This window comes from Proteiniborus sp. DW1 (assembly GCF_900095305.1).
Classification (GTDB): Bacteria; Bacillota; Clostridia; order Tissierellales; family Proteiniboraceae; genus Proteiniborus.
In genome coordinates, this window is sequence record NZ_FMDO01000003.1 from 125,700 (window position 1) to 140,116 (window position 14,417).

Annotated in this window: 14 protein-coding genes; all 14 read left to right on the forward strand. The window is 33.3% G+C overall.

Going from position 1 to position 14,417, the window contains the following annotated elements; all coding sequences use genetic code 11:
• The first annotated feature begins 56 nt into the window (after positions 1-56).
• A complete protein-coding gene (locus DW1_RS00750; RefSeq protein ID WP_074348617.1) occupies positions 57-323 on the forward strand; it encodes a Veg family protein in 267 nt (88 codons plus the stop codon).
• 54 nt (positions 324-377) lie between these two features.
• Positions 378-1,229, forward strand: a complete 852-nt coding sequence (gene speE, locus DW1_RS00755) for a polyamine aminopropyltransferase (protein WP_074348619.1) — start codon at positions 378-380, stop codon at positions 1,227-1,229.
• Between the two features lie 279 nt (positions 1,230-1,508).
• Entirely contained in the window at positions 1,509-3,074 is a 1,566-nt protein-coding gene (locus DW1_RS00760; RefSeq protein WP_074348620.1) for a DUF3794 and LysM peptidoglycan-binding domain-containing protein, read from the forward strand.
• A gap of 245 nt (positions 3,075-3,319) precedes the next feature.
• Positions 3,320-4,171 (forward strand): 4-(cytidine 5'-diphospho)-2-C-methyl-D-erythritol kinase, encoded by an 852-nt coding sequence (gene ispE, locus DW1_RS00765; protein ID WP_083605434.1) that lies wholly within the window; start codon positions 3,320-3,322, stop codon positions 4,169-4,171.
• Between the two features lie 13 nt (positions 4,172-4,184).
• A complete protein-coding gene (locus tag DW1_RS00770) occupies positions 4,185-4,862 on the forward strand; it encodes a GntR family transcriptional regulator (protein WP_074348622.1) in 678 nt (225 codons plus the stop codon).
• 36 nt (positions 4,863-4,898) lie between these two features.
• Positions 4,899-5,651, forward strand: coding sequence for a nucleotidyltransferase family protein (locus tag DW1_RS00775; protein ID WP_083605435.1), 753 nt, complete (start codon positions 4,899-4,901; stop codon positions 5,649-5,651).
• A gap of 89 nt (positions 5,652-5,740) precedes the next feature.
• Positions 5,741-5,956 carry a CLC_0170 family protein gene (locus tag DW1_RS00780; protein ID WP_074348624.1) on the forward strand — a complete coding sequence of 72 codons (216 nt, stop codon included), beginning with the start codon at positions 5,741-5,743 and terminating at the stop codon, positions 5,954-5,956.
• Between the two features lie 12 nt (positions 5,957-5,968).
• The gene (locus tag DW1_RS00785) at positions 5,969-7,579 is read left to right on the forward strand and encodes a spore germination protein (RefSeq protein ID WP_074348626.1); all 1,611 of its coding nucleotides are present in this window, start codon (positions 5,969-5,971) and stop codon (positions 7,577-7,579) included.
• The gene (locus DW1_RS00790; RefSeq protein WP_074348628.1) at positions 7,563-8,678 is read left to right on the forward strand and encodes a GerAB/ArcD/ProY family transporter; all 1,116 of its coding nucleotides are present in this window, start codon (positions 7,563-7,565) and stop codon (positions 8,676-8,678) included. Before DW1_RS00785 ends, DW1_RS00790 begins: the two co-directional genes overlap by 17 nt.
• The gene (locus DW1_RS00795; RefSeq protein WP_074348630.1) at positions 8,662-9,837 is read left to right on the forward strand and encodes a Ger(x)C family spore germination protein; all 1,176 of its coding nucleotides are present in this window, start codon (positions 8,662-8,664) and stop codon (positions 9,835-9,837) included. The genes DW1_RS00790 and DW1_RS00795 overlap by 17 nt, the downstream gene beginning before the upstream one ends.
• Before the next feature lie 140 nt (positions 9,838-9,977).
• Positions 9,978-10,655, forward strand: coding sequence for a stage II sporulation protein R (spoIIR, locus tag DW1_RS00800; protein ID WP_242942411.1), 678 nt, complete (start codon positions 9,978-9,980; stop codon positions 10,653-10,655).
• 126 nt (positions 10,656-10,781) lie between these two features.
• Positions 10,782-11,498 carry a spore cortex-lytic enzyme gene (gene sleB / locus DW1_RS00805; RefSeq protein WP_242942412.1) on the forward strand — a complete coding sequence of 239 codons (717 nt, stop codon included), beginning with the start codon at positions 10,782-10,784 and terminating at the stop codon, positions 11,496-11,498.
• Positions 11,499-11,512: 14 nt separating this feature from the next.
• Positions 11,513-12,877 carry a germination protein YpeB gene (gene ypeB / locus DW1_RS00810; protein WP_074348633.1) on the forward strand — a complete coding sequence of 455 codons (1,365 nt, stop codon included), beginning with the start codon at positions 11,513-11,515 and terminating at the stop codon, positions 12,875-12,877.
• A 310-nt stretch (positions 12,878-13,187) separates the two neighbouring features.
• Positions 13,188-14,390 (forward strand): AfsR/SARP family transcriptional regulator, encoded by a 1,203-nt coding sequence (locus DW1_RS00815; RefSeq protein ID WP_074348635.1) that lies wholly within the window; start codon positions 13,188-13,190, stop codon positions 14,388-14,390.
• The last annotated feature ends 27 nt before the right edge of the window (positions 14,391-14,417 follow it).

Here is a 14,417-nt window from a genome sequence, read left to right on the forward strand (position 1 = left end):
AAATGGCCTCATATATGATAGCATTATACATGGATAAATGGAAAGAAGGTGATTGTTTGTTGGAGAAAAACTCTTTGGCGAAAATTAGAGCCAATGTTGAAAGCTGCGTCGGACAGAAGGTTAGATTAAAGGCTAACAAGGGAAGGAAGAAGACAACAATCAGGGAAGGAATTATTGAGAGTGCATACCCTAGTATATTTGTAGTTAAAATTGACGGTGGGTATAATTCTATAAGAAGAGTATCTTATAGTTATTCCGATATATTGACAGAAACTGTTGAAGTGACTCTTTGTAATGATGAGAAAAAGATTCAAATAAGTTAACGCAAGCTGCCCATTGGGTGGCTTGATTATTTTTTGAAGAAGGGAGAGATATTTATGGACTTGTGGTTTACAGAAGATCACACTGAATACGTTAAGTTTTCCATGAAGGTAAAGGAGCATTTGTTTTCAACTAAAAGCAAATTTCAAAAAATTGATGTGATAGATACCTATGAATTTGGTAGAGTTTTAGTCATAGATGGCTATTTAATGGTTACAGAAAAGGACGAATTCATATATCATGATATGATTACCCATGTGGCTATGGCAGTTAATCCAGACATAAAAAATGTTTTAGTCATAGGCGGTGGAGACGGTGGGGTTGTTAGAGAGTTGACTAGATACAGTTCTATTGAAAAGATAGATATGGTTGAGATTGATGGAGAAGTAGTGCATGCAGCTAAGAAATACTTAGATTTCACGTCAAACAAACTAGATGATGAAAGAGTGACCCTTTACATAGAGGATGGAATAAAATTTGTAAAGGATAAAAAAGCCTTATACGACTTAATAATAGTAGATTCAACTGACCCTATAGGGCCAGGAGAAGGTCTATTTACCACAAAATTTTATAAAGATTGCTACAGAATACTTACAGACAAGGGGATTTTAATAAATCAAAACGAAAGTCCCTACTACGCAGATACAGCAGAGCAAATGATAAAGGCTACTAAAAAGCTAAGAAAAGTATTTCCTATAGTAGAGGTTTTTCAATGTCATCTTCCTACTTATGCATCAGGTCATTGGATTTTAGGTTTTTCGTCTAAGAAATTCCATCCAACTAGAGATTTTAATGGAGAGAGATGGAGACAAATAGGGCTTGATACAAAATACTATAACACAAATATTCACCTAGGCTCATTTGCATTACCTACATATGTGAATAAAATGTTAGAGGCAGAAACATAGGCATCTAAATAATACTATTTACATATGTAGAATAAAAGTAGCTTTCAACATAATAAATCTACTTAAGAAGCATGAACAGAGGATTGTTTTTACTTTGTTCATGCTTTATTTATTTCGACTTCTATTTCTCTCTTTGTGGACATAGAATTAAATAAATAAAATTTTTGTTAATTTAATTAGTAATTTTTTGGGACATTATAACATATTATTTTGCATAGGAATATATTAGTGTGTGTTTTAAGTTAACTTAAAGTCTCAAACAAAGGGAGGAGGAAATGCATGGCAGTTGAACTTATCAAGGATTTACTTAAGATAGACCAAGTGATAGGAAAAGATGAGATACAAGCACTAGTAGAAGGAGAAATAAGGGTGCCAGAAGCCAAGCCCAAAATTAAAAGGGTACTGAAAATAGATGGGGACGTAGAGGTAACAGGCACAAAAACTGCAAAAGGAAAAATTATTGTGAATGGAATAGTAAACTTCAATGTCTTATATAGTACAGACGATGAGCTACAGTCAGTACATAATTTAGATGCAAGGACTGATTTTAGAGAAGAAATAGAGATTGAAGGAGTAAACGAAGGCGCAACTACAGATATAAGTGCGAATGTTGAACATATTGATTATGAACAAGACGGAGACACATCAATATCAGTAAAAACAGTAATTTCACTTATAGGGAAAGCAATTCATGATAATACGATAGACATCATTAAAGACATTAAAGGGTTAGACGGAATACAAGTCCTAAAGGAAAGCATAAGGTACAATGATGTAATGGGAGCAAACACTTCATCTACATTAGTAAAGGAAGCTTTTGAACTAGAAGAGCATATGCCAGATATTATAGATGTTCTTAGAATAGACACGAAGGTGTTTGAAAAAGAGACAAAGGTTGTAGAAGATAAGGCTATAGTAGCAGGTGTTGTAGCATGCTCAATTATGTATTTTGGTGATGATGATGAAAATAAGGTGAACTATATTAATCACGAAATACCATTTACACATTTTGTAGAATTACCTGGTGCTCAAAAAGATATGGACTGTGGATTAAAGCTTAATTCATATGATACAAACTTTGAAGTTAAAGAAGATATTAACGGAGCTCTTAGAATCATAGACATCGAATCCACAGTAAAGATTAATGCAAAAGTATATAGGCAGGTAGAAAAAGAAGTAGCAGTAGATACTTACTCTACTAACAAGATTCTTGATATTAAAAAACGGGAAGTAATAGTATCAGAAAGCATAGGCCAAAGCACTTCAAAGGAAACCATAAAAGGAACTCTACAGGTAGGCAATGAAATCATCAAGAGTATATACAATATAAGTGGAAGGTCCTTAATCACTGATTATAAAATAATGGAAGGGAAAGTGATTATTGAAGGACTATTAGAAGTAGATATGCTATATCAAGTAGAAGAGAATGATGAAATTAAAGATACAAGACAAGAGATTCCATACAAGGCTTATGTAGACATAGAGCAAGTAAGTGATGAACTTGAACTAGAGGTTGAAAATATCCTAGATGATATAAGCTATAAGAAAATAAATAGTCATGAAGTAGAGCTAGAAGCTACTGTAAGTAATTATGTTTCAGTAGATAGGATTAAGAAAATTAACATAATCACAGAAGCTGTGGACACAGGAGAAACCATAGATAGAGTTTCTAGACCTAGCATCACAATATATATAGTTCAAAAAGATGATACTATATGGGATATAGCTAAAAGATATAATACTACAGTAGAAGACCTAATAAAAACAAACGATATAGTTTCTCCTGAAAACATAATGCCAGGCGAAAAGATAATAATCGAAAAGAATGTAAACTTTGAATTTTAATGAGATAGCTAAAATCAAGGATTTTATGCTGATCACTTATGCAGAGCCTTAAATATTCAAATGAAAAGCAGCCTAAGGGAAACCTTGGGCTTATTTTTTTGTGTATTTTGTATGTAGAATATATTATACTATATATAGAGAAGATTTTTTATTATTGAAAAGCCTATTTGTACTACCTTAAGTTTTATGGGAGCTTTTAGCTTCATTGAGAATAGCGAATTAGTTAGGAATTAGAGGAGAACATCATGAAAAAAATTATAATAGATGCCCATGCAAAAATCAATTTATCATTAGATGTACTTAAAAGAAGAGAGGATGGCTATCATGAACTAGAGATGATAATGCAGCAAATAGCATTAAAGGATGTCATTACAATAGAAGAGAGAGATGCAGGATTTACAATAGCTTCTAACTCTAAGGAAATTCCATTAGATCAGTCTAACCTAGTGTACAAAGCTTATAATGTAATGGCGAAAAAATTTAATATAAATAAAGGAATTCACATTTATATAGAGAAAAACATACCAGTAGCTGGAGGACTTGCAGGAGGAAGCACAGATGCAGCAGCAGTCTTAAAAGGCTTAAATACCCTATGGAAGCTAAACCTTAGAGAAGATCAGCTAATGGATATAGGCTTGAAAATTGGAGCAGATGTACCCTATTGTATCATGGGAGGCACAGCCTTAGCAAAAGGTATAGGAGAAAAGCTAACTAGACTTAAGAGCTTTTCTGATAGGCTTATATTGATTGCAAATCCAGGCTTGAACATCTCAACTGCAGATGTATACAATAATCTTAAATTAGAAAAAATAACAGATAGACCACACACAGAAAATATGCTAAAGTACATAGAAAAAGGGGATACCGAGCTTGTAGCTAAGGAGATGAAGAATGTACTAGAAGGGGTAACAATAAAGGAAAATCCTATACTAAATAAGATAAAAGAGCAAATGATATCACATGGAGCTTTAGGAAGTCTTATGAGTGGTAGTGGACCAACTATCTTTGGAATATTTAGTGATTCAACAGACCTAGCTAAATGTGAAGAAAACTTAAAGTACAGTATTAAAACAGTTTTATCAACAAAAACTGTTTAAGGAGGAAGCGTTGATGAATATAGATTTAGATAAACTAAGTTTACATGACTATAAACCACTTAGAGAAATAGTCTTTGAATCAATAAGAGAAGCTATTATAGATGGTAAACTAAAGCCCGGAGAGAGGGTTATGGAAGTACAATTAGCAGAAAAGCTGGGAGTTAGTAGAACACCAGTAAGAGAAGCCATAAGAAAGCTTGAGCTTGAAGGTTTATTAATAATGGAGCCTAGAAAGGGAGCCTATGTAGCAGATGTTTCATTAAAGGACTTAGTAGATGTATTAGAGGTTAGATCATCTTTAGAGGGCTTAGCTGCATCTCTTGCAGCTACTAGAGCTAGTGAAGAAGAGATAGAAGTATTAAAAGAAAAGGCGGCACAGTTTAAAGAGTGCATAGAAAAAAATGATGTACAAGGAATGATAAACAAGGATACGGAATTTCATGAAGCCATATTACAGGCTGCAAAAAATAAAAAACTAACATCTATTATAGAAAGTTTAAGAGAACAGTTACAAAGATTTAGAGTAACTTATTTTACTGAATACAATATGACAACATATCTTGCAAGTGAGCATCAAAAGGTTCTAGATGCTATAGAAAGTAGAGATCCAGACAAAGCAAATGAATATGCACAGCAACATATAGAAAATCTTGAAAAGCATATAGTATCTCATATAAAAGATAAATTATAAAATGATAGCTTAAAAATTAAATAAGGAATGAAAGATATGATAAATTGTATAATTCTTGCAGGAAGTGAAAAAGGTAATTTAGAATACATAAGCAACAAAGCTTTTATTAAGCTACATGATAAGCCGATGATAACATATGTCATAGATGCACTGAAAGCAGCTAACTGTATAGACAAAATAGCACTAGTAGGTGATAAAGCTCAGCTTAGTAGGATAGATAGCCAGATAGATATCCTTATAGATCAAAATGGTAGTATGCTTGATAATATAAAGGCTGGAGTAAGTCATTTTAGAGAAGATTCCATGCTTCTTATATCTACCTGTGATATACCTCTTCTAACATCAGAAGCAGTAGAGGATTTTGTGAAAAAAGCTTTGGAAACTGAAGCAGATGCATGTTACCCAATAATAAATAGAATCACTTGTGAGCTAGCCTATCCAGAGTCTAAAAGAACCTATGCCACTCTAAGGGAAGGACAATTTACAGGGGGAAATCTGTTTATGCTAAATCCTGCTGTATTAGACAGGTGCATATACATAGCTGAACAAATGATAAGCTATAGAAAAAGTCCAGCAAAAATGAGTAAAGTATTAGGTCTACCGTTTCTAATAAAGCTTGCAATTGGAAAACTTACAATAGATGAGATAGAGAATAGAGCATCTAGACTTTTAAATATACGAGCAAAAGCCATAATATCAGACTATGCTGAAATAGGAAATGATATAGATAAACCAGAGCACATAAAGTTAATTGAAAAATACATGCAAAAAAACACAGAACACATTTAGAAAATGTGTTCTGTGTTTTTTTGCATAAAATGTATTCTGTTGGTAAACATTATACTTATAGTTCATTCGTTATAGGGGCTGATTAATAAATGACTTTTAGTGAAGTTATTCATTTTAGTATAAAACCTTTATTAAATGGTTTTCTTATTATTTTTATAGTCTTAGTCGGATTATTTGTTTTAGTAATAGATAGAAAAAACTTAAAAAAATCAGGAAAGAATAAAGACGCTAAGTTAGCCATGGCTATAGGTATAGCATATATGATAGCAGGATCACTACTTTACATAATAGGCAGAATCATTTAAGGAGGCACAAGTATGGGTTTTTTCCATAGATTCTTAAATAAGAAAGTTGAGGAAAAAAATAGCATGAAGAAAGAAAAAAGCGATACCAAGAAAGAAAATCCACCATCAAAATATCTAGAGGAGAACGTAAAAAAACTAAAAGAGATTTTCAAAGATTGTGATGATGTGATTTTTAGAGATTTTAAAGTTGGAGTAGAGCAATCTGAAGAATTTGTTGCCATACAGATAGATGGACTAGCAAATAAGGAGTTAGTCAATGATTATGTGTTAAAGCCTCTTATGCTTGAAGTAAGAGAAGTAGAGCCTGAAAATGTAAAAGATAGGTTATTTAAAATCACTAAAGAAGGGGCTATTTCAGCTACAGAAATAAAAGTTGTACATGATTTGCAAGAAGCTGTAGTTAGCATATTGTCAGGAGACACAGCTTTATTAATAAGTGGATACGATAAGATAATCATAATAGGCTCAAAAGGTCCGCCAACAAGGGGTGTAAGCCAAGCAGAATCAGAGACTGTAGTTAGAGGACCTAGAGATGGTTTTGTTGAAGTTGCTAGATTCAATTCGGCACTCATCAGAAGAAGAATAAGAGATCCAAAACTGAAGCTAAAAAATGCACAGGTAGGAGAGAGGTCAAAGACAGACATAGCAATACTATATATAGAAGATATAGCAAATCCATATCTAGTAAAAGAAGTAATTAAGAGAATAGAAAAGATTAAAATAGATGCCATACTTGAAAGTGCCTTTGTTGAGCAGCTCATAGAGGATAATCATTTTTCACCATTTCCGCAGATGGAAAACACAGAAAGGCCAGATGCAGCTGCATCTGCCCTTTACCAAGGGCGTGTAGTAATAGTTGTGGATAATACACCATTTTGTCTAATAGTTCCTTCTACAATGATGACATTTTTACAAGCACCAGAAGATTACTTCCAGAGGTGGCCAATAATTTCTCTAGCAAGGATAATTAGATACTTAGCAGTACTTATTTCACTGCTAGGACCTGCATTGTATATTGCCTTAGTTTCATATCATCCTGGATTATTACCTACTAGGCTTGCACTATATATAGGTGCAAGCAGAATAAATGTGCCTTTTCCAGCCTTTATAGAGGCATTTATTATGGAGATAACTATAGAGCTTTTAAGAGAAGCAGGTTCACGCATGTCAGGACCTATAGGAACTACCATAAGTATTGTAGGAGGTCTTGTAATAGGGCAAGCAGCTGTAGAGGCAGGAATAGTCAGTCCCCTAATGGTTATAGTAGTAGCTGTCACAGCAATATCTTCATTTATGATACCAAATTTTGGGTTTGCATCAGCTTTTAGAATATTGAGATTTGTGGTGATGGCTCTTGCTTCAATTCTTGGTCTATACGGAATAGTTTTAGGGCTTATTATAATAACTACACATTTAGTTAAATTAACTAGCTTTGGAGTGCCCTATATGACACCATTCACTACATTGGGAAGAACAGTTTCTGATTTGAAGGATACGGTTATAAAAGTACCATTAGTTAAAATGAGGGAAAGACAAAAATTAACACATCTAAAGGATGAGATTAGACTAGTCTATGAAGAACAGAATGAAAACGGAGATGATAAAAATGTTCGGGACAGATAATAGGATATCTAACTTACAGGTTGCCATACTTATGATTCATACAGTAATCGGAGTAGGAGTTCTGTCGCTACCTAGTACCTTAGCAGAAATGCTAGGAACTACAGGTTGGATAGCATTAATAATAACGGGAGGAATATCATCCATATTAGTGTTTATGATGACAAGGCTGATGGCTATGTATAAAGGACAAAACCTATTTGATATAAGTAGTGAGTTAATGGGTAGGCCTCTTGCATATGTATCCTTTGTAATAATAATCATACATTTACTAGGGCATGGTGCTTTTGTTTCTAGGATATTTGGTGAGGTAATCAAGATGTTTCTACTATTTTCCACACCTATAGAGGTTACCATAGTAACCTTTATATTGACAGCAGTCTATACAGTTAGAAGTGGTATAGAAGGCATGGCAAGATTTTCAATTATAATAATACCTTTTATAGTCATTCCACTGTCAATTTTAGGTGTTGTGATATTACCAGATTTGGACTTTACCAACCTACTACCATTTTTAGGGGCAAGCCCTATGGAAATAATTAAATCAATACCAACTATTTTTTTCTCCTTTGGGGGTATAGAATTTTTATTAATATATATGTACTACTCAAAAAAACCGGAGTCTGCAATGAAATATAATATTGGTGCAATTGTAGTAATCACCATTTTATATTTATTGTCCTTCTTTTTTTCACTTGCAAGATTTGGAGAAAAGGGACTTGCAGTACAACTTTGGCCTCTTTTATCCTTGTCTAAGGCTATTCAATTCCCAAATGCATTTGTAGAGAACGTAGAAGGTATAATCATGGCTATTTGGATAGTTATAGCCTTTACTACACTAATATCTTCCATATTTGGAGCATCAGTACTGATAGGAAAGATGTGTAAGGTAGAAGAGTATAAGTACTTTACATTACCTCTTTTGCCTATAATATATTTTGTTTCTCTAATACCTAGAAACGTAGTACAAGTATATGATTATGTACAGATATTCACTTTTGTCTTCGGAACTTTTGCTTCACTTGCTTATCCTATGCTGTTGTATGTCTTAGCAGTATTTAAAAAGAAAGGAGAAGCAAAGAAAAATGAGAACATCATGTAAGCTAATTATTATATTATGTATGCCAATTTTACTAACAGGATGCTGGGATCTAATAGAAATAAATCAGTACTTTTTCATCTCAACAATGGGAATAGATATATACAAAGGAGAGGAGCACCCTACAGAAGGAGCTGAACTGCAGGTAGAAAGAGGTGAAATAACACCGAAGGATAGATTTATAGTTACATATTCTGCTCCAGATTTAAGAGCAATAGGAAAAAGCCCTACAAGCGAAAAGCCAAGGATTATTATGTCGAGCGTAAGCAACAATCCCTATGAAACTACTAGAGAGCTATCTACTAGGACTACTGCAAATTTTACATTTAGACATACAAAAGTAGTTCTTATAGGAGAGGAAGTGGCAAGAAATGAAGATTATATGAGAGAAATATTTGATAATCTAGGCAGGCATGAACAATTAAGTAGAAAAATTATCGTCCTAGTAGTAGAAGGAACTGCAAAGGAAATAATAGAGATAGAGGACCCTCTTGAGCCTGTGACTGGATTTCTAATAGATCAAATTGTTGAGAAAAAACAGGGCTCAGAAAGATATAACGATATGGTATTAGAGGAAGTATTAACTGAACTTTATTTTAGTGGAGACGTACTTATGCCAAAAGCCATTCCGGGTAAAGGAGAGGTAAAGGTAGCTGGTTCAGCAATAATAAAAGATTTTAAGCTAATAGGGTGGCTAGGAGAGGTTGAAAATGTTTCCATGATGTTTCTAATGGATAGAGTAAGTACCTCTTTAGTCAACGTAGAGCATGATAATACAGTAGTGCCTTATGTTATCACAAATACTAAAACAAAATGTCACATTACAACAGATGGTGACAATATCAAATACATAGCAAATATAGAAACAGAAGGCTATATCCAGCAGTATAAATTAGGGGCAAAGAAAGAGATGACAGATCAGAAAAATATAATGGCAATAGAAAATCATGTAGAAGACGTAATGGAAAAACAAATAGAATCAACATTCAAGAAACTGCAAAAAGAGTTTAAAGTAGATGCTATTGGTTTGGGAAGATATATAAGAAAATATAGACCAGACCTGTGGGATCAGGTTAAGGATAACTGGGATGAAATATTTCCAAATATAGAATTTGAAGTCAATGTAGATGCAAGTTTAAGAAGAATTGGAATGACTAAGTAATTTATGTTTAAAATAATCAATAATTGCTAATACTTAGATATAAAGAAAGACAAAGGAAGATGCATTAGGGACGGTTCTTTTTGCATCTGCAGAAGGTTCCATCGGTCGTCCTTGAAATAAATAGTAGGGGAGAGGAGATAATGAAGTTTATGAAAAACAAGAGAAGACTTATGATTGCTAGCATTTTGACCATTATAGCAACTATAGTATTTGTAAATTACATATTCTCAGGCAATAATAGCTATGCATTTAAAAATAAGCTAATAAGGTTGCATGTATTAGCGAATAGTGATTCACCAGAAGATCAAGAGTTGAAGCTAAAAGTTAGGGATAAAATAATAGCTGAAATGAATGATAGGCTAGGAAATTCAAAATCTATAGATGAAACTAGAGAAATAGTAAAGGAAAATATTGAAGAAATTAAGAAAATAGCATTAGAAGAAATAAAGCTTAATGGAAAGGAATATGAGGTAGCAGTATCACTAGACAGTCACAATTTTCCGACAAAATCCTACGGTGGATTTACATTACCAGCTGGAGAATACGAGGCTCTAAGAGTAGTTATAGGAGAAGGGAAAGGACAAAACTGGTGGTGTGTAATGTTTCCACCATTATGCTTCATAGATATAACAAACGGATTAACAGATGAAAAAACTAAGGAAGAGCTTAAAAAATTTTTGACAGAAGAAGAGTTTAATATAATAATAACTGCCAAAGGCCCAGAAGAAACACCAATTATCCTAAAATCAAAACTATTAGAGCTATTTGAAAAAGGAAAAGTCCAATTTGCAAAGATATTTGTAGCTGACAGACATTAGATGTCCGTCAGCTTTTTCTCTTCATATTTTTACACCACTTCAAATTGCTTGCATAAATTTGACTACTTTTACAGAAAATAAGACCAATCTCAATTATTCTATACATCATTGGAGAGGAGGATAAGTTTGAAGAAAATAGTTTTAATATTAAGCATCTTAATCATAATAACATTTACTGCAGCTACCCTTTATATGAACGAAAACATATACTCAGTACAGACAAGAAAATACTCAGAACTACAACAAGGAAATTTATATTGGGGCTCACGAGGAGAAAAAGTGAGGCAAGTGCAGTCTAGACTTAAAGAATGGGGATATCTAGCAGGCGCAGTTGACGGAATATATGGGGCAGACACATATAGGGCAGTAAGAAGATTTCAAAGATCTCACGGATTAAATGAAGATGGGGTAGTAGGGCCAGCGACAGCAAGGGCTATAGGGATTTCACTAGCTTCTCCAGCAGCAGAAGAAGCAAGTACAGGGCTTAGCAGAGAAGGAGATGTATATTTATTAGCTAAGGCCATACATGGAGAGGCAAGAGGAGAGCCCTATATAGGAAAAGTTGCCGTAGGTGCAGTTATTCTCAATAGGACTAGAAACCCTTCCTTCCCGAACACCATAGCAGGGGTTATCTATCAGCCCTTAGCATTTACAGCAGTAGCAGATGGTCAGATAAATCTAGAGCCAGATGCAGAATCTATAAAAGCTGCAAGAGATGCATTAAATGGCTGGGACCCAACCTATGGGTGCAACTACTATTGGAATCCTGCAACAGCTACTAGTAAGTGGATATGGTCAAGACAAGTAGTCATAAAAATAGGTAAGCACTGGTTTGGAAACTAAGGAGGTGAAAGCATATGAACAGAAGAAGAATAACTATTGTCATATTAGCAATAGCGCTTCTAGGAGTAGGTGCTTGGGGTGCCTATCAGTACCAGCTAAAAAATGATTATAAAACAGCCTTAAATAATGATTATCAAAGATTATTTCATGATACAAAAGCCCACGTAGCTAATGTTCAAGTGGCTATGGCAAAGGCTCTTTTATCTGATTCCAAAGAACAAAACGTATTATTGCTAACACAAATAATGCAGCAGGCGACTTTAGCCCAAGACAAACTTTCACAATTACCGGTAAGTCATAGCGATATAAGCAAAACCCAAAAGTACTTAACTCAGGTGGCTGACTATAGCTACTCTCTTATCCAAGACCATCTAAATGGGAATGACTTAGATAGTAAACAAAGAGAATCGTTATTTAAGCTTCAAGACTATTCTCAATACCTAACAAGAGAATTGGCAACAATACAAGATAAGCTAGTAAAAGGGCATATGACTCTAGCTAGGGTAGAACGAAGGCAAAAAACAGGTTTAAGAGAGACAAATGAAGATATGTTAAATACAAGCTTAGTTAAATTCGAAGAAACAATGACAGAATATCCAGAGCTAATTTATGATGGGCCTTTCTCAGACCAAATTATGAATATGAAGCCTAAAGGTTTGGATAATAAAAAAGTAAGTGTGGAGGAAGCCAGAAAAATAGCCCAGGATTTTTTAGGTAATAAGCAGAATTGGAGTCTAATATTATTTGAAGAAGGTGAACAGCTTGATAAGAGCGCAAAAATACCTTCTCATACATTTAGTGTATCTAGAGGAAATAGGGCAAATGACATCAGTGGATACATAAGTGTAAGCAAGCAGGGAGGTCACATAGTATGGATGAATAATATAAGAAGTGTAAAAAATATTAGTTTATCCATGAAACAGGCTCAAGAAAAAGCACTAAAATTCCTAGAGGAAAAAGGCTATAAAAACATGGAATCAAATTATTCACTTAAATATGATGGAATAGGGCTATTTAATTTCACTTATACAGATAATGATGTAACCATATACCCCGACTTAATAAAAGTAAAAGTAGCTCTCGACAATGGCGAAATAGTGGGTTTTGAGGCTGCAGCTTATCTACATGCACATCATGATAGAGATATACAGACTCCAAAACTAACCCAAGAAGAAGCTAGAGATAAAGTCAGACTAGATTTCAATATAGATAGTGTAAGACTTGCAATAATTCCAAAAGGTTCAAAAGAAGTGCTATGCTACGAATTTAAAGGAAAATATAAGGAAAATGATTATATAGTATATATAAACGCACTAGACGGAAAAGAAGAACAAATACTACAGATAATAAAAGATGAGAATGGAACACTAACGTTTTAGTACATGATGCTTAAATCATTTAATCAATATGTAAAGCTCTCCAAAGGATAGTGCTTATACTACCCTTTGGAGGCATAAAATTTTTTGGAATACCTGTCTAGCTATTCGATATTTAGCAGTCACAAAAATAACTTGCATGGTAGCAAAGGCTTTTGATATCTACGTACATAAATAAATATATTTTATAATGGAATAATTATAGTTGTATGTAAAAAAAACATTATATAGAAATAAAATTTCATTTATGTTATATTATGTTATATAATTGAGCGTAGGAGAATGTAGCTGGTTTTGCTAGGAGGAAGTAAAAGTGTTATATATTAAAACTTTTGGATACTTTGATATAAGATTGGATGGGAAATCTCTACTTGAAGGAGTGAACAGATCCTATAAGATATTTAGGCTTTTTGAGTATTTATTGACCTTTAGAGGTAAAAAGCTATTGCCCGAATCCATTGTAGAAAATTTATGGCAGGATAATGAGTATACCGATCCTAGGAGTGCACTAAGATTACAGATATTTAGATTGAAAAAAATGCTAGATAAAATACTTCCAGATGTTGCAGATACAACTAAGTATTATAGAATTAAATTTTCCAATGGATACTATTGCTTTGAACTAGGAGAACAAGCTATTCTTGATGCTGAAGAATTTCATGATTATATTGAAAAAGGAGATAGTATAGAAACTGATGAGGCAATAGAACTCTATAAAAAAGCACTTAAGTTATATAACGGTCCATACTTAGCAGATAACTCATATGAAATGTGGCTTGTCCCTGTAAGAAATCATTATAATCGATTATATATTAAAACCCTACTTAAGCTTTTAGAAATCCTAAAGGGAAGGGAAGAATATAGTAGTATTATAGAATTATGTGAAGATGCTATTAATATGGAACCTTATGAAGAAATAATCCATATATACTTAATGGAAGCCATGCTAAAGCTAGGATTTATTAAAGAAGCGTTGGATCATTACGAGTACATAACCTCATTATTGTATAAAGAGATGAGGGTTAGTCCTTCTTTGAGGCTTAAAAGCATCTACAGAAAGATAAAAGGCTACTACAGCGAGAAAAAAGAAGTGACAATAGATGGTATAAGGGAAAAACTAGAGGAAGATAATTATCAGGGTGCACTATTATGTGATTCAGATACTTTCAAGGTTTTACTTAACCTTCAAAAAAGAAAAGGATTAAGAGACGAAGTATCAGATTTTATTGGTCTTATTACACTAGATCCTAAGGATAATGATGAATATAGTGAAAAAGACATAAAAAATGCAGTAAAAGTCATGACAAGGGTGCTAGAAAAATCCTTACGTAAAGGTGATGTGTTTTCACTATGGAACGATAGTCAAGCAGTAGCAATACTACATAAGGCAAAGGAAGATGGCTTAAATAAAATAGGAAATAGAATAAGAAAGAATTTTTATAATAATATACAAGAAAATAAATATAGAATATCAATAAAATTTCTGCCACTGACATCTAAAAATAATGTTTTATAAAAGCTCTATTAATGGGGCTTTTTTTAT